Below are 20,328 nucleotides of genomic sequence, written 5' to 3' on the forward strand. Positions count from 1 at the left end.
CGAGGATCTCCCGAAACCGACCGACGTCTACCCATTCCGCCCGGGGCGCTGCGGGTAGGTTGGCCGGGTGAGGAACCCCTGGCCGCTCGACCTTGCCAGCCGTGTCGACCGTGCGGCCGAGCGCCGCGACGCCGTCGACCTCGAGACCTGCGACGCGATCGTGGTGCGCGACGGGCGGGTGCTCGCCGCCGACGGTCGCGTCGTCGAGCTCGCGCCCGCGGCCCAGCCTCCCGCCGCGCTGCGCATCTACCTGGGGAGGGACGCGGGCCGCGACCTCGTCGCGCTCGTGCCCGAGGACCCCGCCTTCGGCGCGGACGAGGACGGGATCGGCGGCGACCGCATGCGCGGCCTGCGCGACCTCCTCGCGGGCTTCTGGGACCGCGGCGACGAGGGCGAGCGCGACCACGAGCTCGCCACCACCGCGGTCGCGATCGCGAACTGGCACGCGACCCACCCGCGCTGCGCGCTGTGCGGCGAGGAGACCGTGCCCACGCTCGGCGGCTGGGTGCGCCGCTGCGAGCGGGACGGGCGCGACCACTATCCGCGCACGGACCCGGCGATCATCGTCGCGATCACCGACCCCGAGGACCGCCTCCTCCTCGCGCACGCGTCCCACTGGTCGCCGCGCCGCTTCTCCCACCTCGCGGGCTACGTCGAGCCGGGGGAGACCTTCGAGCAGGCGGTCCACCGCGAGGTGTGGGAGGAGTCCGGGCTCGCGCTCACGGGGCTCGCCTACCTGGGCTCGCAGCCGTGGCCGTTCCCCGCCTCCGTCATGGTCGCGTTCCAGGCCCGCACCGACCGCCCCGACGAGCTCCGCCTCGACATGGACGAGATCTCCGAGGCGCGCTTCGTCGCGCGCGACGAGATCGGCGAGCTCATCGGGTCCGGCGAGGTGGTGCTCGCGCCCAAGGGATCGGTCGCGCGCCGCATGCTCGAGCGGTGGTTCGGGGGGCCGCTGCCCGAGCCCCGCCGCGACGGCCCCGTCGACGTCTAGGAACCCCCTACCGCCGCCGGCCCCCGCGGGTCTACCCTCGCGCCAGGGCCGCGCGCACGCACCGCGGCCCCTCGCATCCGCCCGGGAGGTCCGATGATCGAGCTCGACTCGTTCTCCACGACGATGGGCCTCGTCACGGGTCCGTTGCAGGAGGGCCTGGCGGGCCGGGACTACCGGGTCGCAGCGGTCGCCAACGGCACGTCGAGCCACATCCTCCACGTCTTCGTCGAGAGCGACGTGCTCGGCTTCTGCGTCACGTGGGACTGGTCGGAGGCACGATGCGTGGCCTACCCGGCGCCGATGCGCGCCGAGTGGTGGCGGTGGGCGATCGGGCCCACGTGCCTCGCCCGCTGGCGGGGCGTGGCCGTCCCGCTCGAGGACGGCTCCGCGGAGGCGGTGGGGCTGCTGCTCGCGCGCATCGGGGAGCTCGAGGCGCTCGCGCGCGACCACGGCCGCTGGCAGGACGTGCGCCGCGGCCGCCTGCCACGATGACGCGACCCCCGGTCGCCGCATCGTCCCCCGCCACGGACCGCGCTGTCGGCGGTCCCTGACACAATGGCCGCGATGTCAGCCGACCAGATCCTCGACGCCCTCGACCCCGAGCAGCGGGAGGTGGCCACCGCGCTCCACGGGCCCGTCGTGGTGCTCGCCGGCGCCGGCACGGGCAAGACCCGCGCCATCACCCACCGCATCGCCTACGGGGTCCGCGTCAACGCGTACAACCCGCAGTCCGTGCTCGCCGTGACGTTCACCGCGCGCGCCGCGGGGGAGATGCGCCAGCGCCTGCGCGGGCTCGGCGTCACCGGCGTCCAGGCGCGCACGTTCCACGCCGCGGCGCTGCGTCAGCTCAGCTACTTCTGGCCCGAGGTGGTGGGCGGGCAGATCCCGGGCCTCGTCGAGCACAAGGCGCCGCTGGTCGGCCGCGCCGCGCGCGACGCGGGCCTCAGCCCCGACCGCCTCACGGTGCGCGACCTCGCCTCCGAGATCGAGTGGGCCAAGGTCTCGCTCGTGAGCGCCGACGAGTACGCCGCCAAGATCGCCCGGCTGGGCCGCCCCTCGCCCGCGAACCTCCCCGCGTCCCAGGTCGCGGACGTCATGCGCGCGTACGAGGAGGCGAAGACGAACGCGGTGGTGCTCGACTTCGAGGACATCCTGCTGCTGCTCGCGGACATCATCGGCCGCCACCCCGAGGTGGGCGACCAGATCCGCCGGCAGTATCGCCACTTCGTCGTCGACGAGTACCAGGACGTCTCCCCCCTGCAGCAGTTCCTGCTCGAGCAGTGGCTCGGCGGCCGCCGCGAGCTGTGCGTCGTGGGCGACCCCGCGCAGACCATCTACTCGTTCGCCGGGGCGAGCCCGCAGCACCTGCTCGGCTTCACCCGCACGTACCCCGACGCGACCCAGGTGCGGCTGGTCCGGGACTACCGCTCGACGCCCCAGGTCGTGCGCCTCGCCAACGAGCTGATGCGCAAGCGCGGCTCGGCGGGCTCCGGCGTCGAGCTCGTCGCGCAGCGCCCGTCGGGCCCCGCGCCCGACTACCGCGCGTACGACGACGACGAGTCCGAGGCGCAGGGCGTCGCCGCGCAGATCGAGCGGCTCGTCGCGACGGGCGTCAAGCCGTCCGAGATCGCCGTGCTGTACCGGATCAACAGCCAGGCCGAGGCGATGGAGGAGGCGCTCGCGGAGCGCGGCATCGGCTACCTCGTGCGCGGCGGCCAGCGCTTCTTCGACCGCGAGGAGGTGCGCAAGGCGATCGTGCTGCTGCGCGGCGCGGCGGTCGCGGACGACGACCGGCCCCTCGGCGAGCGCGTGCGCGACGCCCTGGGCGGCGTCGGCTGGGCGGAGGAGCCGCCCGCGGCCCGCGGCGCCGTGCGCGAGCGCTGGGACGCACTCCAGGCGCTCGTCAACCTCGCGGACGACCTGGCGGCCGACACCGGCGGCGCGGCGACGATGCGCGACTACGTCGAGCACCTGGCCGAGCGCGCGCAGGCGCAGCACGCGCCCGCCGTCGAGGGCGTCACCCTCACGTCGATGCACGCCGCGAAGGGTCTCGAGTGGGACGCCGTGTTCATCATCGGCTGCTCGGAGGGGCTGCTGCCGATCACGCACGCCGAGACCGACGAGCAGCTCGAGGAGGAGCGCCGCCTCCTCTACGTGTCGATCACGCGCGCCCGCGAGCACCTCGCGCTCAGCTTCGCGCGCTCGCGCAAGTCCGGCGGCAAGGGCACCCGCAAGCGCACCCGCTTCCTCGAGCAGCAGTGGCCCGATGCGCGCCCGGCGCGCGTCGCCCGCCAGTCGACGTCCGCGAAGCTCGCCGACCTCGACGCGGAGCAGCTGCGCCTGTTCGACACGCTCAAGCAGTGGCGGCTCGCGATCGCCCAGGAGTCCTCGAAGCCCGCGTTCACCGTGCTCGTCGACGCCTCGCTCGTCGAGATCGCGCGCGACCGCCCGGCGAACCTGGGCGAGCTGGCGCGCGTGAGCGGCGTCGGCGCGTCGAAGCTCGACCGGTACGGCCTCGCGATCCTCGAGATCGTGGCCGAGCACTAGCTCAGGCCGCGCCGCACCCGCAGTCGGGGTGGGGGACGATGCGGCGACGGCGCGGCAGCCCGCGCTCGACCCGCCACGGGGCGGGCTCGGCGCCCGCCAGCAGCGCCGCGAGCACGCTCACGGCGAGCGCGCCGGCGACCGCGGCGGACAGCGGGTCGGCGCGCTCGGGCACCGCCTCGCACTGCAGGGCCAGCACCGGCCAGGCGGGATCGCGGTCGGCGCGGGCGAGGCCCACGCAGCGCAGGCACGCCGTCGTCCCGGGGCGCACCGGCACGACCGTGACCCCCGCCTCGTCCACGAGGGCCGCCACGTGCGGTCCGGACAGCAGCAGCCGATGGTGCGCCGTCGCCGCCACCGTCCCGTAGGCGGCGGCGATCTCGCCGTCGACGGACCGCTCCGCGTCGAGGTGCACCCGCAGCGCGGGCGCCATCGCGGTCACGAGGCGCGCGACCGGCGCCGCGGGCGCCTCGGGCGCGCCCACGAGACCGAGCGTGGCCGCGCCGGCGCGCGCGACGCCCGCGGCCGCCGCGGTCCCGACCGGGCCCAGCCCGCACACCCGCACGTGCCGGCCGGCGAGGGCGGGCACGCGCGCGGGCCGGGCGAGGCCCGCCTGCTCCGTGCCGTCGCCGCGCCACAGGCGGGGCGGGGCGGTCGCATCGTCCATGCGCTCACGGTCGCACGCCCCGCCGTGCCCGATCGCGCTGTCCACAGGCCGCGGACGCACGAAGGGCCGGTCCCCGTGGGGGACCGGCCCTTCGCTGGAGCTCTGCTGGCTTTACGCCTTGCCGAGGATGCGGTTCAGCTTCGTGCCGCACACCGGGCAGGTGGCCTTCGCCATGCGGCGGCCGTTCTCCGAGACGACGACGTCGCCCTCGGTCTCGCGCTTCTCCTTGCACTTCACGCAGTAGAACTCGCCCGAGTACTTGTCAGCCATTCGGCTCTCCTTCTTCTCTGTGGCGCGGCGGTACGCGCCGCACGTGTGCAGGCCTACGGGGGCCCTTGGTCCCCCAGCGTAGACGCGCGAGAGCGAAATCCCCCCATCGGCGGGCGGGTGTCGCCTCGCGGCCCGAGAGCACCCTACTCGTCCTCGCCGCCCAGGAGGCGCTCGAGCTCGCGGTCGACCTCGTCGCCCTCGCCCCTCGACACGTACGCGTCGACCCATGCCTGCCAGCGTCCGAGCTCCTCCGAGTCGGGCAGCAGGTCGGGGTGCGACCACACGCCGTCGCGTCCCTCCGGGCCCAGGCGCGCGTGCAGCGAGGCCCACATCGCGGACGCGTCGCGCATGCGGCGCGGGCGCAGCTCGAGGTCGAGCAGGTTGGCGAACGTGTCCTCGGCGGGCCCGCCGGCGGCGCGGCGGCGGCGCATCATCTCGCGCAGCGCGCCGACGTCCGGCAGGTGGGGGGCGGCGGCGCGCATCGTCACGTCGTCGACCCAGCCCTCGATCAGGGCGAGGAGCGTCTCGACCGACTCGAGCGTCGCGTTCTGCTCGTCGGTGTGCTGCGACGCGAAGATCCCGCGGTTGAGCGCCTTCTGCAGGCGCGCCGGGTCGCCCATGCCGGCGTCCCGGACGGCCTCCTCGAGCGCGTCGAGGTCGATGGTGATGCCCTGCGAGTAGCGCTCGACGAGGGTGTGGAGCTGGCCGGGGAGCCACGGCGCGGCCGCGAACAGGCGGATGTGGGCCGCCTCGCGCAGCGCGAGGAACGTCCGCACGGCGTCCTCGTCGATGTCGAGGCCCTCCGCGAACTCGGTGATCGCCTTGGGCACGAGCACCACACGGGGCTCGGCGAGCAGGGGGATGCCCAGGTCGGTGGCGCCGAACGCCTCGCGGGCCATCTCGCCCGCGGCCTGTCCCATGTGCATGCCGCACACGGTCGGGGCGACCGAGCGCAGCAGCGCGCTCGGGTCCATGCCGCCGGCATCCTCGATGTCGGCGGCGCCCTCGAGCAGCCCGCCGAGCGCGTGCGAGACGCTCACGGCGACGGGGCCGGCGAGCGTCCGCCACGTCGGCAGGGTCGCCTCGACCCACTCGGCGCGGCTCCACACGCGCGGCTCGAGCCGCGTCGGGTCGAAGTCGGTGACGGCGTCGAGCCACAGCTCGGCCTCGGAGATCGCCTGGCGGTGCAGCGACGCCGTCGCGGAGGACACGCTCGGGTCCCCGCCCTGCGCGGCCACGCCCCGCGCCACGTCGTGCGCGAGCTTCCAGTTCACATCCTCGCCCGCGGACTGCGACACGAGGGCCCGGATCTGGCCCAGCACATGCTCCATCATCGCGGGGCTGGCGGCCAGACCGGACTGCGCGGCGAGCGCCTCCGGGTCCATGCCCATGCGCTGCAACTCCTCGAGGGCGGCCTCCGCATCGTCCCCGAACAGCTCTCGCAGCAGCCGCATCCACGGCGTCGACTCGTCGCTCACGCTCACTCCGTCCGCGCACGCCGCATGCGTGCCTCCACCACGGTAACGAAGGACCGCCCGGATGCGCGGCGGCGTTCGCTACCAGCAATGCCGTGCCTCGCCGCCGCGCGCATCGGCAACAATGGGGGCGTGACGACCACCGAGGCCAGCACCCCCGCGCCCGCGGAGCGCGCGACGTCCACCCGCCGCAGCACCGTGATGTCCGTGACGGGCCTCGCGACGAGCGCGCTCATCGCGCTGCTCACCGTCGTGCCGTCGCCGTACGCGGTCGGGTCCGCGGGGCCCACGTTCGACACGCTCGGCGAGGTCGACGACGTCCCGCTCGTCGAGATCTCCGGCGCCCCCACCTACATGTCCTCGGGCGAGCTGCGTCTCACCACCGTCTCGGTGTCCCGCGCGGGCTCGCAGCCGTTCACGCTCGGCCGCGTGCTCGCCGGCTGGGCGTCGCCGCGCCAGTACGTGGTGCCGCAGGAGGACGTGTTCGGCACCGCCGACGAGGAGGAGGAGGCCGAGCAGCAGGCGCAGGACGAGTGGATCAGCTCGCAGGAGAGCGCCACCGTCTCCGCGCTCGAGGCGCTCGGCCACCCCGTGCCCGCGACGCTGACGGTCGAGGGCACGTCCCCCGGCTCGCACGCGGAGGGCGTGCTCGCGCAGGGCGACGTCATCGTCGCGGTCGACGGCCAGGACGTGGAGACGTTCTCGGAGCTCGCCGACGCGGTGGGCGCGCGCGAGCCCGGCGACGACATCGCCGTCACGTTCACGCGCGACGGCGAGGAGCTGACGGAGACCTTCGCGACGCTCGACGACGGCGCCGGCGACGCGGTCATCGGCGTGTGGATCAACCCCGACTTCGTCCTCCCCATCGACGTCGAGGTCCAGATCGACTCGGTGGGCGGCCCGTCCGCGGGGCTGATGTTCTCGCTCGGCATCATGGACCGCCTCACCGAGCTCGACGAGCTCGACGGCGCGCGCGTGGCCGGCACCGGGACCATCGACGCGACCGGCGACGTGGGCCCCATCGGCGGCATCCGCATGAAGATGTACGGCGCCCAGGACGCGGGCTCGGCGTGGTTCCTCGCACCGGTCGAGAACTGCGCCGACGTCCGCGGCAACATCCCTGATGGTCTCCGCGTTGTCGCGGTAGACACGCTCGACGACGCGTACGACGCCATCACCCACATCGGCCAGGGGGACACGGCCGACCTGCCGGGCTGCTGAGCGTGGCAGGCTAGAGCCATCCCGAACCGAAGGACAACGACGTGAGTTTCGACGACCGCCCCGCCCGCCCGGTCCGGCCCGCGCCCGTGCCCCAGCGCCGATCGCCCCTCGCGATCACCGCCGTGGTGCTGGGTGCGCTGGTCCTGGCGGCGATCGCGACGGCCAACATCTGGACCGAGGTGGTCTGGTACGACCAGCTGGGCTACTCCGAGGTGTGGCGCACGCAATGGCTCGCGCGCATCATCCTCTTCGTGATCGCCGGCGGCATCGCGGCGTTCGTCATCTGGCTCAACCTCTGGATCGCCAAGCGCGTCCGGCCGGCCCGCACGGGCGGCCGCAGCCAGCTCGACCAGGTGCGCGAGCAGATCGAGCCGATCGAGCGCCTCGCGATGATCGTGCTGCCCTCGGTCATCGGCCTCGTCGTGGGCCTCGCGGTGTCCTCGCAGTGGGAGACCGTGGTCGCGTGGCTCAACCACGAGACCTTCGGCACCCAGGACCCGCAGTTCGGGCTCGACGCGTCGTTCTACGTCTTCACGCTGCCGATGCTCAACCTCGTCGTCACGCTCATCCTCGCGCTCGGCGTGCTGTCGACCCTCATCGCGGCGTTCGTCCACCTGCTCTACGGCGGCATCGCCGGCACCGGCCGCTCGTTCGTCGCCTCGAAGGGCGCGCGCATCCAGCTCGCGCTGCTCGGCGCCACCGTGATGCTCGCGATCGCCGCGAACTACTGGCTCGACCGCTACGGGCTGCTCACCAAGTCGGGCGAGAAGTTCTACGGCGCCTCGTACACGGACGTCAACGCGATCCTGCCGTCGCGGTCGATCCTCGCGGGCATCGCGATCGTCGTGGCGATCGTGTTCCTCGTGGTGATCTGGCGCGGCGACTGGCGTATCCCCGCCGTCGGCATCGGCCTCATGCTGCTGTCCGCGGTCGTCATCGGCGGCATCTACCCGTCCATCGTCCAGCGCTTCCAGGTGTCGCCGAACGAGCAGGAGCTCGAGACGCCGTTCATCCAGAACAACATCGACGCGACCCGCTACGCGTACGGCATCGCCGACGTCGAGGAGACCCAGTACCGGGCCAGCACCGAGGCGGAGGCCGACGCGCTGCGCGCGGACGCCGAGACCACGGCGCAGATCCGCCTGCTCGACCCCAACATCGTGTCGCCGGCCTTCCAGCAGCTCCAGCAGAACAAGCAGTACTACAACTTCGCGGACCTGCTTCACGTCGACCGCTACGCGCTCGACGGCGAGCTCCAGGACACCGTGATCGCGGTGCGCGAGCTCAACCTCGACGGCCTCGGCCAGGAGAGCCGCAACTGGGTCAACGACCACACCGTCTACACCCACGGCTTCGGCGTGGTCGCGGCGTACGGCAACAAGACGCAGTCCGATGGCCAGCCCAGCTTCTTCGAGCGCGGCATCCCCTCGGTGGGCCTGCTCGGCGACTACGAGCCGCGCATCTACTTCGGCTCGACCGTCCCCGACTACTCGATCGTGGGCGCCCCCGAGGGCACCACCCCGTGGGAGCTCGACTACCCGGACGACAACTCGGAGACCGGCCAGGTCAACACCACCTACACCGGTGACGGCGGCCCCGCGATCGGCAACCTCTTCGAGAAGCTGATGTTCGCGATCCGGATGGGCGAGGAGCAGATCCTGTTCTCCGACCGCGTCACCGAGGAGTCGCAGATCCTCTACTACCGCGACCCGCTCGAGCGCGTCGCGCGCGTCGCGCCGTACCTCGAGCTCGACCAGAGCGCCTACCCGGCGGTCGTCGACGGGCGGGTCGTGTGGGTGGTCGACGGCTACACCACGACCGACCAGTACCCGTACTCGGCGCCCGTGGCCTCCGACTCGCTGTTCGCGCAGCAGTCCGGCGCGACGACCGCGACGACGGTCCTCAACTACGTCCGCAACTCGGTCAAGGCGACCGTCGACGCGTACGACGGCTCGGTCACCCTTTACGCGTGGGACGCCGAGGACCCGATCCTCCAGACCTGGCAGCACGTGTTCCCGACCTCGATCGAGCCGATCAGCGAGATCAGCGGCGAGCTCATGAGCCACCTGCGCTACCCCGAGGACCTCTTCGCGATCCAGCGCTACCAGCTCACGCAGTACCACGTCACGGACGCGGCGTCGTTCTACTCGGGCCAGGACTTCTGGCGCAACCCGGCCGACCCGACGGACGACACGCGCCTGCAGCCGCCGTACTACCTCACGCTGCAGATGCCGGACCAGACCGAGCCCACGTTCTCGCTCACGAGCAACTACATCCAGGGCGGTGACAACCCGCGCAACATCCTCACGGGCTACCTCGCCGTGAACTCGGAGACGGGCTCGACGGCGGGCGAGGTCGCGGAGGACTACGGCACGCTGCGCCTGCTCGAGCTGCCGCGCGACACCACGATCCCCGGCCCGGGCCAGGTCCAGAACAACTTCAACTCCGACCCGGACGCGCAGGAGACGCTGAACCTGCTGCGCCAGGGCGAGACCGACGTGGTCAACGGCAACCTGCTCACGCTGCCCGTGGGCGGCGGCCTGCTCTACGTCCAGCCCGTCTACGTCCAGTCGAGCCAGGGCACCCAGGTGCCGCTGCTCCGCAAGGTGTTCGTGGCCTTCGGCGACTCCGTCGGCTTCGCCGACACCCTGCCCGAGGCGCTCGACCAGGTCTTCGGCGAGGGCGCGGGCGAGGGCGCGGCCGGCGACACCGGCACCGACACCGGGACCGACACGGGCACCGACACCGGGACCGGCGACTCGGGCACCACCGACGGCGGGACCGGCGACGCCGTCGACCCGACCGCCGAGGCCGCGCTCCAGGACGCGCTCGACCGCGCGAACCAGGCGCTGCAGGACAGCCAGGCGGCGCTCGCCGACGGCGACTTCACGGCGTACGGCGAGGCGCAGGACGCCCTCGCCGCGGCCATCGAGGACGCGATCGTCGCGGAGGCGGAGCTCACCGGCGCCGCGGCGGACGCCACGACGGAGTCGACGACCGAGCCCAGCGCCACCGCGAGCGCGGAGCCGAGCGCGGAGCCGGCCGAGACGCTCGAGGGCGACCTCAGCGCCCCGTAGCGGGACACGCGGAAGGGGGCCGGTCCACGCGGTGGACCGGCCCCCTTCGTCGTGCGCGGGTGCGGAGGCGGTTCAGGCCTCGGCGTCGAGGTGGCGGTCCGTCGCCGCGCGGATGAAGCGGAAGAGGAACCACCAGGACACGACGGTGAACGCCGCGGAGATCCACATCCACATCGGGTAGCTGTCGAGCAGCTCGGGGTTGGTGAGCTCCCCGGTCGTGAAGTCGAGCGAGAAGTTCGCCGCGACGGAGGCGTACGCGGTGGCCGCCTGGGCGAGGACCCACATGATCCACCAGCCCAGCACGAGCGACAGCGGCACCGCGCGGCCCGTGACCTTGCGCGCGCCCAGCGGCACGAGCACCGCCGACGCGATCGGCACGAACCAGCCCCACCACTCGACGGCGGGCAGGCCCGGGCGCGTGCCCATCGCCTCGCGGTTGCGTCGCATGCGCGACATCCACATGCCGTAGAGGATGTAGGACACGACCATGAGCGGGGTCGAGAAGAGCCCCAGCAGCGACGCGACCGAGATCGCGAAGTCGCCGGTCTCTGCGGCCTCGCGGATGCTGTCGGCCTCGCTGCGGGCCATCACCGCGAGGAACACGGTGAGGACCGTGAAGCCGGCCGTCACGCCGATGAGGCCCTTGGCGAGGCCCTCGGGCTTCTCGAGCGGTGCGCCGGTGCGGTCGAAGCGGATCTCCGGGCCGGTGCCGTACGCGGGAGCAGGCGGCGGCGCAGCGCCCGGGATGATGCCCGGCGTGCCCGGGACCGACGGGGGCGGCGGCGGGGACGATGCGGGCGGAGGAGGCGTCTGGTTGCCCGGGCGGGAGGCGAAGGGATCGTCGTCGGTCATGCCTCGACCCTAGCCACGGAGGGCCGATTTGGTCTGGCGGCGCGCGTCCGCTAGAGTAGTCAGGCCGACGCGGGGTGGAGCAGTTCGGTAGCTCGCCGGGCTCATAACCCGGAGGTCGCAGGTTCAAATCCTGTCCCCGCTACGAGAGAACGAAGGCCCGGACCATCTGGTCCGGGCCTTCGTCGTTCCCCAGCGGCGCTCGCGAGGCGCGCATCGGCCCCCCGCCCGCGCATCGGCCCCCCGCCCGCGCATCGGCCTCCCGCCCGCGCGCCCGTGACGCAACCGGCGTATGTACCCGCGCTTGCCCGGTGTTAGCAGGGACGATGCGCGCCGCGCCCGTTGCTGTGCGCCGGTTGGCGCGGGCCGGGGCTCGGGAGGGCGCGCGCTCGAGGGCGCGGGTTCGAGGGCGCCGACCCAGGACGCACGAGGGCCCGGCCCCGCGGGAGCGGGAGCCGGGCCCTCGTGGTCGGGGGAGCGGAGGGCGCCTAGTGGATCGCCTCCGTGGCGGCGCGCTCGATCGCGAGGCCCGCCTCGTACTGCTCGAGCCACGCGTGGTAGCCGGCGACGTCGCCCGCGTCGGGCTCGGCCACGTCGAGCGCGGCCCCGGCGAACACGGACTCGTTGAGGTACGCGTCGAGCGGCACCGTGGCGCCCTTGCGGAGGAACTCCGCGAGCACCGCGATGCCCCACGCGCCGCCCTCGGAGGCGGTGTCGCCCACGGTGACGGGCGCCTCGATCGCGGCGGCGAGGAGGCGCTGCGCGACGCCCGCGGTGCGGAACATGCCGCCGTGCGCGAACATCGAGTCGAGCTGGACGCCCTCGTCGTGGAGCACCCGCATGCCGAGGCTCAGGGTGCCGAACGCGCCGTAGAGCTGCGTGCGCATGAAGTTCGCGAGCGTGAGCCGCGAGCCCGGGGTGCGGACGAAGAGCGGGCGGCCCTCGGCCAGGCCCGTGATGGGCTCGCCCGAGAGGTAGTTGTAGGCGAGCAGGCCGCCGCCGTCCGCCTCGCCCTCGAGCGCGGCGGAGAACAGCGCGGCGAAGACGGCGTCCGAGCCGCCCTCGATGCCCATGGCCGCGGCGAACTCCGTGAAGACGCCCGCCCAGGTGCCCAGCTCCGAGGCGCCGTTGTTGCAGTGCACCATCGCGACCAGGTCGCCCGCGGGCGTGGTGACGATGTCGAGCTCCTCGTGGACGCTCTCGAGCGCCTTCTCAAGCACGACCATCGCGAAGATCGAGGTGCCCGCGGAGATGTTGCCGGTGCGCGGCGCGACCGCGTTCGTCGCGATCATGCCGGTGCCCGCGTCGCCCTCCGGCGGCGCGACGACGGCGCCGGGCCGGACCGTGCCGGTCGGGTCGAGCAGCGCGGCGCCCTCGGCGGTGAGCGTCCCGGCGTCCTCGCCGGCGACGAGCACCTCGGGCAGGAGCGCGGCGACGTCGAGGCCGGGCTGGCGCGCGGCGACGAGGCCCTGGAAGCGCGCGAGCATGTCCGCGTCGTAGTCGCGCGTGGTCGGGTCGATCGGGAACATGCCCGAGGCGTCGCCGACGCCGAGCACCTTGCGGCCCGTGAGCCTCCAGTGCACGTACCCCGCGAGGGTCGTGAAGAAGCCGAGCTGCGGGACGTGCGCCTCCTCGTCCAGGATCGCCTGGTAGAGGTGCGACGCCGACCACCGCAGCGGGAAGTTGAAGCCGAGCACCTCGGTGAGCTCGGAGGCCGCGCGCTCGGTGTTGGTGTTGCGCCACGTGCGGAACGGCACGAGCAGCTCGCCCTCCGCGTCGAACGCGAGGTAGCCGTGCATCATCGCGGACACGCCGAGCGCGCCGAAGGCGGTGGGGCGCACGCCGTGCGCCTTCTCGACCGCGTCGAGCAGGTCCGCGACGGACGCCTGCACGCCCTCCCAGATCGCCTCGACCGAGTAGGTCCAGAGGCGGTCGACGAACTGGTTCTCCCACGCGTGGCTGCCGGTCGCGATCACCTCGTGATCGGGGCCGATGAGGCACGCCTTGATGCGGGTCGAGCCCAGCTCGATGCCCAGGGACGTCTCGCCCGCCGCGATCGCGGCGGCCACGTCGATCTGCTGTGTCTGCACCATCGGCACCCACTCCTTCGTCAAGCGCCCGCGCGCGGCGGACATGCGATGTGAACGTTCGACAAAACCCTAAGGCCAACCCGCGCCTTCGATGGAACCATAGGTCCCGCCCGCGCGCGCGGCGGGGCCGTCCGGGCGGCCGTCGCGGGTCCGCGGGCGAGGCGACGCATCCGCCGTCCCCGGTCCCGCGAATGCTGTCGCCGCCCGCGAACCAGCGGGGTTAGCCTGACGACTGTGACCGACACCTCGCCCGCGCGACCGCGCATCGCGCTGAGCCTCGGCAGCGGGGGAGCCCGCGGCTACGCCCACATCGGCGTCCTCGACGAGATCGAGGCCCGCGGCTGGGAGGTCGTCGGCATCGCCGGGACGTCGATGGGCGCGCTCGTCGGCGGCCTCCACGCTGCCGGCGGGCTCGCGGCCTACCGCGAGTGGGCCGAGTCGCTCACCCGCCGCGACGTGCTGCGCATGCTCGACCCGGCCTTCAAGGGCGCCGGTGCGATCCGCGCCGACCGCGTGATGCGGCGCATCGACGAGATCCTCGACGGCCGCGTCATCGAGGACCTGCCCATCCCGTACACGGCCGTCGCGACCGACCTCATCTCCCAGTCGGAGGTGTGGTTCACCGAGGGATCCCTCGTCGACGCGATCCGCGCGTCGATCGCGATCCCGACCGTCATCACCCCCGTGCGCCGCGACGGCCGCCTGCTCGCCGACGGCGGCATCCTCAACCCCGTGCCGGTCATCCCGCTCACTTCGGTGCGCTCCGACGGCATCGTCGCGGTCAACCTGTCCGGCACGTCGCGCGGCGGCAACCCCGCCGAGCCGCCGGTGGACTCCGCGGGCCCGCTCGTGCGGCTGCCCCGCCTGCGCCTGCCGTCGATCCACGTCGCCGAGCCGCGGCTCGTCAGCATGATCGCGCAGCGCATGCGGGCGCGCGGCGAGCAGGAGGACGATGCGCTGGTCGACACGCTCGCGCCGGAGCCCGTCGAGGGCGACGAGGCGGTCGAGGTGAGCACCCTCGACGTCATCGACCGGTCGCTGCAGACCCTCCAGAACACCGTCCAGCGCTACCGCCTGGCCGGCTACCCGCCGGACGTCATGGTGAACGTGCCCGCGGACTCGTGCGGCGCGCTCGACTTCCACCGCGCGACCGAGATGATCGAGCTCGGTCGCGACCTCGCCCGGCAGGCCTTCGACGAATGGGAGGGCGCGCCGGGCTGAAGCCCGAGGTACCGGGGCCGCCGGGCGCTAGCGTGGCCTGCTGTGACCGCACCCGGGCGGGCTCCCGCAACGTTTCGACCTGTCGAGGGGACACCGTGACCCAGCCCACCTCCCGCGCCGCCTGGCTGCATGGCCGCACCGCGCTCCTCATCGCCTTCGCGTTCTCCGTCATGGCGGACCCCGTGTCCTCCGTGGCGTACGCGATCGAGGCGGCCCTGCGGGCGCTCGACGGGAACCTCGCGCTGCTGCTGCCCGCGATGGCGGCGGTGGTCGCGGTGGTCGGGCTCGTCGTCGCGAGCTACCACCAGCTCGTCGCGCGCTTCCCGGAGGGCGGCGGCTCGGCAGCGGCCGCGGGCGGCGCGTTCGGCGAGGGATTCTCGTTCATCCCCATGGGCGCCCTGGTGGTCGACTTCGTCCTCACGATCTCGATCTCGGTGTCGGCGGGCTCGTCCGCGATCATCAGCTACCTCCCCGCGCTCGCGCCCCACCGCCTGGGCCTCGCGCTGGGCCTGCTGCTCATCGTCGCGGGCCTCATGTGGTTCGGCCACCTCGGGCGCGCGGTCTTCGCGCTCCTCACGATCGTCTTCGTCGGCACCGCGGTCGCGGTGCTCCTGCCGGTCCCCGGCATGCCCGCCGTCGACCCCGCGCCGGTCGTCGGCCTCACGCACGGCGCGCCCCTCGCGGTGGCGCTCGCCTTCCCCGTCGCGATGGCGCTCGCCACCGGCATCGAGGCGCCGTCGTCGGCGATCGCGCAGCTCGCCCAGCTCGACGACGCCGGCCGCCGCAGCTTCGGCCGCTGGGCGCTGTGGCTCACGCTCGGCATCGTCGGCACGCTCACGCTCGCGCTCACCGCTGCCGTGGTGCGGCTCGGGATCCAGGTGCCGCACGAGGACACCACGCTCGTCGCCGAGCTCGCGCGCGCCGCGGACGGCCACGGGCTGTTCGCCGCGTTCCAGGCGACCACCGCGCTGCTGCTGCTGTCCGCCGCATCGTCCTCGTTCCAGGCCGGCCCCGGCCTCCTCAAGGCGCTCGCGCGGTCCGAGCACGGCGCCTCGCGTCACGGCGTGCTTCCCGCGGTGCTGGGCCGCACCAACGCGCACCACGTGCCGATGGTCGGCGTGGGGGTGTTCCTCGTCGCGTCCGCCGTGGTCGTGATGCTCGCCGGCGCCCGCGACCAGAGCCTCGTGCTCTTCTACGCCGTCTCCGTGTTCGTGAGCTTCCTCATGGGCCTGCTCGCGATGGCGAGGTTCTCGCATCTCGACGGGCGCCCCGGGTGGGTCGCGCTCAACCTCGTCGCGGCCGTCGCGGTCGCGTTCACCCTCGTGTCGAACCTCATGCGCCCGGCCGCGCTCGGCTCGCTCGCCGCGACCGCCGTGGTCGCGGGGGGCCTCTACTGGGCGTGGGTGCGCGCCGGGCACCCGCGCGGCGCCGCGCTCGCGGTCGCCGAGGCGGAGGCGGGTGAGGCGCAGCAGGACGATGCGGCGGAGCCTCTCCCCGCGCCCGAACCGGAGCAGGACGCGGAGCCGGTCGCGGCCCGCGCGCACCGCGGACGGCGCTGACGTGGAGCGCCGCGTCGGCACGATCGGGGCCACCGCCATCGGCGCGGGCTCGATGCTGGGCGCGGGCGTGTTCGTCGTGTGGGGCCCCGCCGCCGCGGCGGCGGGCGACCTGCTCGTGTGGGCGGTCCTGCTCGCCGGCGTGGTCGCGGCGCTGAACGCCGGGTCGACCGCGCAGCTCGCGGCCGTGCATCCGGTGGCGGGCGGCGCGTACGCGTACGGCCGCGCCGAGCTCGGCCCGTGGCCCGGCTTCACCGCCGGCATCGGCTTCGTGCTCGGCAAGACGGCGTCCGTCGCGGCCATCGGGCTCGCGATCGGCGCGTACCTGTGGCCCGAGCAGCCCGCCGCCGTCGCGACCGTCGCGATCGCGGCGTCCTGGGCGCTCAACTCCCGCGGCATCACGCGCACCAGCGGCGCCTCGGTCGTCATCGCCTCCGCCGTGATCGCGGTCGTCGTGGCCGCGGCGGTGGCGATCGCGGGCGCGGAGCCCGCCGAGCAGGGCGTGCTCGGGGTGTCCGCGGATCGGGGCGGCGTGCTCGCCGCGGCCGCGCTCGTGTTCTTCGCGTTCGCGGGCTACGCGCGCATCGCGACGCTCGGCGAGGAGGTGCGCGAGCCCGCGCGGGTGATCCCCCGCGCGATCGGCCTCGCGCTCGGCATCGTGCTGGCCCTGTACCTCGCGCTCGCGGCGGTGCTGCCCGGCGCGCTGGGGACCGAGGGGCTCGCGCTGTCCGACGCGCCCGTCGCGGACGCCGTCGCCGGCACGTGGCTGCCCTCGGCGGTCGTGACGGCCGCCGCCGTCGCGGCCGCCTTCGGCTCGCTGCTCGCGCTCACGGCCGGCCTGGGCCGCACCGCGATGGCGATGGCCCGCGAGTCCGACCTGCCGCGCCCGCTGGCCCGCACCAACGGCCGCGGCGTCCCCGCGCTCGCCGAGGGGGTAGCCGCCGCCGTCGCGATCGTGCTCGCGTGGGCCGGCGACCTCACCCTCGCGATCGGCATGTCGTCGTTCGCGGTGCTGCTGTACTACGCGGTGGCCGGGGCCTCGGCGTTCCGGGCCGCGGGCCGCGTCGCGGGCTGGCGCATGCCGCGGCCGCTGAGCGCCGCCGGCATGGTCCTCTGCGTCGCGCTGATGGCGTCGCTGCCGCTCGCCGCGACGGCCGCGGCGGCGGCGATCCTCGCCGGCGCGGGCCTCGTCAGGGGGCTGGCGCGGCGCCGTTGACCGCCGCTCAGGACAGCGCGGTCACGAGCGCGAAGCCGGCGCCGGCCGCGCCCATGCCCAGCACGCACGTCGCGAGGACGTACTGCGCCGTCGCGTGGTGGCGGCGGTCCTTGAGCATCACGACGATGTCGACCGCGAGCGACGAGAACGTCGACAGCCCGCCCGCGACCCCCGTGCCCAGGGCGAACGCCCAGCCGGGCGACAGCAGCGCATCGTCCCCCGCGGCGACCACGGCGCCCAGCAGGGCCGCGCCGAGGACGTTCGCGAGGATCGTCGGCCACGGGAACGTCTTGCGGCGGTCGAGCCAGCCCAGCGAGAAGCGCACGCACGCCCCGACGCCGCAGCCGAGGATCGCGGCCGCGTAGGCCCAGCCCGTCACTCGTTCTCCTCCTCGAAGACCGCCTGCTCGTCCAGCGGGGTCGGGGGCCGGTCGCCGAGCCACCAGCCCAGCGCGGCGCCCGCGACCGCGCCCGCGATCGTCGCGAGCAGCACCGCGGCGCTCTCCGCGGTGGAGGTGCCCGCCGACCACTCGAGGACCGCGATCGAGGAGAACGTGGTGAAGCCGCCGAGGAGGCCGGGGCCGACCGCGGGGAACAGGTGCCACGGCCCGTGCGCCTGGGTGCGCGCGACGGCCCACCCCAGCGCGAGCGAGCCGACGACGTTGATGAGGAGCAGGTCCCACGGCACGGGGCCGGAGGTGTCGGGGAGCGCCTCCCCGAGGACGATGCGCAGCGCGCCGCCGAGCGAGCCGCCGACCAGGACGAGGCCGAGCTGCGCGGCCCGCGTCACCGGGCCAGCCAGGCGTCCGCGGCCTCGAGCTGCGCGGTGAGGGCCCGCTGCACGGCGTCCGCGACGGCCCTCTCGATCATCGCGCCGACGACGGGCACGTGGGCCGTGACGTCGCCCGCGGCGAGGAAGTCGGTCGCGTCGCCGTCGGGGGTGAGGCCGATCGCCCCTGCCACGTGGCCCGGCGCGCCGGCGATCTCGACGGCGAACGTGCCGACCCGGTCGTCGGCGCCCTCGGGCGGCTCCCACACCTCGGTGTAGGTGACGGAGAGCTCGCGGCCGAGGAAGGCGCGCATCTCGGACGGGATCGAGGTGGTCGGCACGTCGGCGCGCAGCATGACCGCGTACGAGCCGTCCTCGCGCTCGTCGACGTCGACGTCCTGCGCCTCGGTGCCCATCGCCGCCGCGCGGGCATGGCCGAAGCCGACGTCGGTCAGCATCGCCCACACGTCCGCGAGCGGGGCGTCGAAGCGATGCGCATGCGTGATCTTCACCGGTGGAACCCCCTGGGCTCAGGCTATCGTGCCCGCGAGACGGCTCTAGGCTTGTCCTCGTGGCAACACTGCGCGACACCATCGAGGAGCACGGCCCCATCACGGATGCGGAGGCCGAGTGGCTCGGCCTGCTCGTCTCCGACTGGCAGATCATCGCGGACCTCTCGTTCGCGGACCTGGTCCTGTGGCGGCAGGAGGGCGAGGGGTTCGTGGCGGTGGCCCAGTGCCGCCCCTCGACCGGCCCCACCGTCCACCTCGACGACGTCGTCGGCACCCGCGCGCCGGAGGGCCGCGTCGCGCACCTGAGCCGCGCGCTCGAGGAGGGCGCGATCGTCGGCTCGCGCGAGCCGCGCTGGGACGAGACGTACGCGGTGCGCGAGGACGCGCTGCCCGTGGTGCTGAACGGCCGCGCGATCGCCGTGATGACGCGCGAGGTGTCGCAGGCCGTGTCGCGCTCGTCGAGCCGCCTCGAGCTCAACTACAAGGGCGCCGCCGACGACTTGCTGCGCATGGTCACCCGCGGCGAGTTCCCGGTGCACACCTCGATCACCGGCCCGCGCCGCGGGGCGCCGCGCGTGGGCGACGGCGTGCTGCGGCTCGACGCGGTGGGTCACGTCACCTACGCGTCGCCGAACGCGCTGTCCTGCTTCCATCGCCTCGGCGTGCACGGCTCGCTCATGAACAAGTCGCTGCCGCGCGTGACGAGCGAGCTGCTCGAGGACCAGGGCGTCGTCGACGAGACGCTCGCGATGGTGGTCGCCGGCCGCGCCGCGTGGCGCACGGACCTCGAGGCCAACGGCGCCGCGCTTTCGCTGCGCGCCATCCCCGTGGCGGAGCACGGCGCGCGCGTGGGCGCGGTGCTGCTGTGCCGCGACGTGTCGGACCTGCGCCGTCGCGAGCGCGAGCTCGTCACCAAGGACGCGACGATCCGCGAGATCCACCACCGCGTGAAGAACAACCTCCAGACGGTCGCGGCGCTGCTGCGCCTGCAGTCGCGCCGTGTCGAGGCGCCCGAGGCCAAGGAGGCGCTAGCCGAGGCGATGCGCCGCGTCGCGACGATCGCGCTCGTGCACGAGACGCTGTCGGGCACGCTCGACGAGCTCGTCAACTTCGACGAGCTGGTGTCGCGGTCGATCCGGATGGCCGCGGAGGTCGCGTCGCCGGACACCCAGGTGCGCATCGTCAACACGGGCGAGTTCGGGCTCATCCCCGCGCAGTACGCGTCGTCGCTCGCGCTCGTCATCACCGAGCTCGTCACCAACGCGGTCGAGCACGGTTTCGCGGGGCGCGCGCAGGGCACCATCACGGTCGCCGCGGACCGCGACGGCCGTCGCCTCCACGCCACGGTCTCGGACGACGGCGTCGGCATCGCGGCCGAGCCGTCGGGCCTGGGCTCCCAGATCGTCCGCACGCTCGTCCAGAACGAGCTGTCCGGCTCGATCGAGTGGACCAACGTCGAGCACGGCTCGGTGGTCGACCTGCGCGCGAGCGTCGAGGAGCGCGTGTCGGATCCGCGCCTGTAGGCGCACCGCCCGGGTACAGCACGAGGCCCCGTCCGGCATCGCCGGACGGGGCCTCGTGCGTGGCGGCGGTGCCGCCGGAGGGCTACTTGGCGGCGCGACGGGCGCGGGCCGCGCGACGCTTGAGCGAGCGGCGCTCGTCCTCGGACAGGCCGCCCCACACGCCGGAGTCCTGGTTGTGCTCCATCGCCCACTGCAGGCACGTGTCGCGCACATCGCAGCGCTGGCACACGGACTTGGCCTTCTCGATCTGGACGAGGGCCGGGCCCGTGTTGCCGACGGGGAAGAACAGCTCCGGGTCATCGACTTCGAGGCAGGCAGCGTTGGTGCGCCAATCCATGGGATCTC

Annotated in this window: 18 protein-coding genes and 1 tRNA gene; 10 read left to right on the plus strand and 9 right to left on the minus strand. The window is 74.1% G+C overall.

The annotated features are described in order from the left end of the window. Positions 1-67: 67 nt before the first annotated feature. The 3 genes from nudC (at position 68) to AOM07_RS06540 (ending at position 3,541) form a co-directional block, all read left to right on the plus strand. Positions 68-994, plus strand: a complete 927-nt coding sequence (nudC, locus tag AOM07_RS06530; RefSeq protein WP_062312007.1) for an NAD(+) diphosphatase — start codon at positions 68-70, stop codon at positions 992-994. A gap of 93 nt (positions 995-1,087) precedes the next feature. Next, positions 1,088-1,486 (plus strand): hypothetical protein, encoded by a 399-nt coding sequence (locus tag AOM07_RS06535; RefSeq protein ID WP_062312008.1) that lies wholly within the window; start codon positions 1,088-1,090, stop codon positions 1,484-1,486. Between the two features lie 72 nt (positions 1,487-1,558). Then, positions 1,559-3,541 carry an ATP-dependent DNA helicase UvrD2 gene (locus tag AOM07_RS06540; RefSeq protein WP_062312590.1) on the plus strand — a complete coding sequence of 661 codons (1,983 nt, stop codon included), beginning with the start codon at positions 1,559-1,561 and terminating at the stop codon, positions 3,539-3,541. A 1-nt stretch (position 3,542) separates the two neighbouring features. On the opposite strand, the gene AOM07_RS06545 is transcribed toward AOM07_RS06540, so the two are convergent. The 3 genes from AOM07_RS06545 to AOM07_RS06550 all read right to left on the minus strand — a co-directional run bounded on the left by AOM07_RS06545 (position 3,543) and on the right by AOM07_RS06550 (position 5,953). Next, complete coding sequence (locus AOM07_RS06545) at positions 3,543-4,205, minus strand: hypothetical protein (RefSeq protein WP_156171840.1); 663 nt, start codon at positions 4,203-4,205, stop codon at positions 3,543-3,545. A 111-nt stretch (positions 4,206-4,316) separates the two neighbouring features. Further along, positions 4,317-4,475, minus strand: coding sequence for a DUF5679 domain-containing protein (locus tag AOM07_RS14930; RefSeq protein ID WP_169746536.1), 159 nt, complete (start codon positions 4,473-4,475; stop codon positions 4,317-4,319). A 143-nt stretch (positions 4,476-4,618) separates the two neighbouring features. Further along, complete coding sequence (locus tag AOM07_RS06550; protein WP_228374395.1) at positions 4,619-5,953, minus strand: zinc-dependent metalloprotease; 1,335 nt, start codon at positions 5,951-5,953, stop codon at positions 4,619-4,621. A gap of 129 nt (positions 5,954-6,082) precedes the next feature. Between AOM07_RS06550 and AOM07_RS06555 the strand changes: the two genes are divergently transcribed. Continuing rightward, positions 6,083-7,171, plus strand: coding sequence for a YlbL family protein (locus tag AOM07_RS06555; protein ID WP_228374396.1), 1,089 nt, complete (start codon positions 6,083-6,085; stop codon positions 7,169-7,171). Between the two features lie 41 nt (positions 7,172-7,212). Beyond that, entirely contained in the window at positions 7,213-10,248 is a 3,036-nt protein-coding gene (locus tag AOM07_RS06560; protein ID WP_062312011.1) for a UPF0182 family membrane protein, read from the plus strand. 72 nt (positions 10,249-10,320) lie between these two features. Here AOM07_RS06560 and AOM07_RS06565 read toward each other — a convergent pair whose 3' ends face one another. After that, the gene (locus AOM07_RS06565) at positions 10,321-11,100 is read right to left on the minus strand and encodes a hypothetical protein (protein ID WP_062312012.1); all 780 of its coding nucleotides are present in this window, start codon (positions 11,098-11,100) and stop codon (positions 10,321-10,323) included. A gap of 68 nt (positions 11,101-11,168) precedes the next feature. Here AOM07_RS06565 and AOM07_RS06570 point away from each other — a divergent pair. After that, a tRNA-Met gene (locus tag AOM07_RS06570) sits at positions 11,169-11,242 on the plus strand. 343 nt (positions 11,243-11,585) lie between these two features. On the opposite strand, the gene AOM07_RS06575 is transcribed toward AOM07_RS06570, so the two are convergent. Then, positions 11,586-13,190 carry a xylulokinase gene (locus AOM07_RS06575; RefSeq protein ID WP_062312594.1) on the minus strand — a complete coding sequence of 535 codons (1,605 nt, stop codon included), beginning with the start codon at positions 13,188-13,190 and terminating at the stop codon, positions 11,586-11,588. 231 nt (positions 13,191-13,421) lie between these two features. Between AOM07_RS06575 and AOM07_RS06580 the strand changes: the two genes are divergently transcribed. From AOM07_RS06580 to AOM07_RS06590, 3 genes are all read left to right on the plus strand, one after another. After that, positions 13,422-14,408 (plus strand): patatin-like phospholipase family protein, encoded by a 987-nt coding sequence (locus AOM07_RS06580; RefSeq protein ID WP_062312013.1) that lies wholly within the window; start codon positions 13,422-13,424, stop codon positions 14,406-14,408. A gap of 95 nt (positions 14,409-14,503) precedes the next feature. Next, positions 14,504-15,967, plus strand: a complete 1,464-nt coding sequence (locus AOM07_RS06585; RefSeq protein ID WP_228374397.1) for an amino acid permease — start codon at positions 14,504-14,506, stop codon at positions 15,965-15,967. Between the two features lies 1 nt (position 15,968). Beyond that, on the plus strand, positions 15,969-17,180 hold the full coding sequence (locus AOM07_RS06590) for an APC family permease (RefSeq protein WP_228374398.1): 1,212 nt from the start codon (positions 15,969-15,971) through the stop codon (positions 17,178-17,180). A 7-nt stretch (positions 17,181-17,187) separates the two neighbouring features. Here the strand turns inward: AOM07_RS06590 and AOM07_RS06595 are convergent, their stop codons facing one another. Genes AOM07_RS06595 through AOM07_RS14940 form a run of 3 tightly spaced genes read right to left on the minus strand, consistent with a single transcriptional unit; the run spans position 17,188 to position 18,460 of the window. Further along, positions 17,188-17,559: a FluC/FEX family fluoride channel gene (locus AOM07_RS06595; protein ID WP_062312014.1), complete on the minus strand. Its 372-nt coding sequence runs from the start codon at positions 17,557-17,559 to the stop codon at positions 17,188-17,190. Next, a complete protein-coding gene (locus tag AOM07_RS14935; RefSeq protein ID WP_062312015.1) occupies positions 17,556-17,969 on the minus strand; it encodes a FluC/FEX family fluoride channel in 414 nt (137 codons plus the stop codon). The genes AOM07_RS06595 and AOM07_RS14935 overlap by 4 nt, the downstream gene beginning before the upstream one ends. After that, a complete protein-coding gene (locus AOM07_RS14940) occupies positions 17,966-18,460 on the minus strand; it encodes a DUF2505 domain-containing protein (protein ID WP_062312016.1) in 495 nt (164 codons plus the stop codon). Before AOM07_RS14940 ends, AOM07_RS14935 begins: the two co-directional genes overlap by 4 nt. Before the next feature lie 59 nt (positions 18,461-18,519). Between AOM07_RS14940 and AOM07_RS06610 the strand changes: the two genes are divergently transcribed. Further along, positions 18,520-19,983, plus strand: coding sequence for a sensor histidine kinase (locus tag AOM07_RS06610; RefSeq protein WP_062524709.1), 1,464 nt, complete (start codon positions 18,520-18,522; stop codon positions 19,981-19,983). A gap of 82 nt (positions 19,984-20,065) precedes the next feature. Here AOM07_RS06610 and AOM07_RS06615 read toward each other — a convergent pair whose 3' ends face one another. Next, complete coding sequence (locus tag AOM07_RS06615; RefSeq protein ID WP_062312017.1) at positions 20,066-20,320, minus strand: WhiB family transcriptional regulator; 255 nt, start codon at positions 20,318-20,320, stop codon at positions 20,066-20,068. Positions 20,321-20,328 lie beyond the last annotated feature (8 nt).

The sequence above is a fragment of the Demequina rhizosphaerae genome (assembly GCF_000971255.1).
Taxonomy (GTDB): Bacteria; Actinomycetota; Actinomycetes; order Actinomycetales; family Demequinaceae; genus Demequina; species Demequina rhizosphaerae.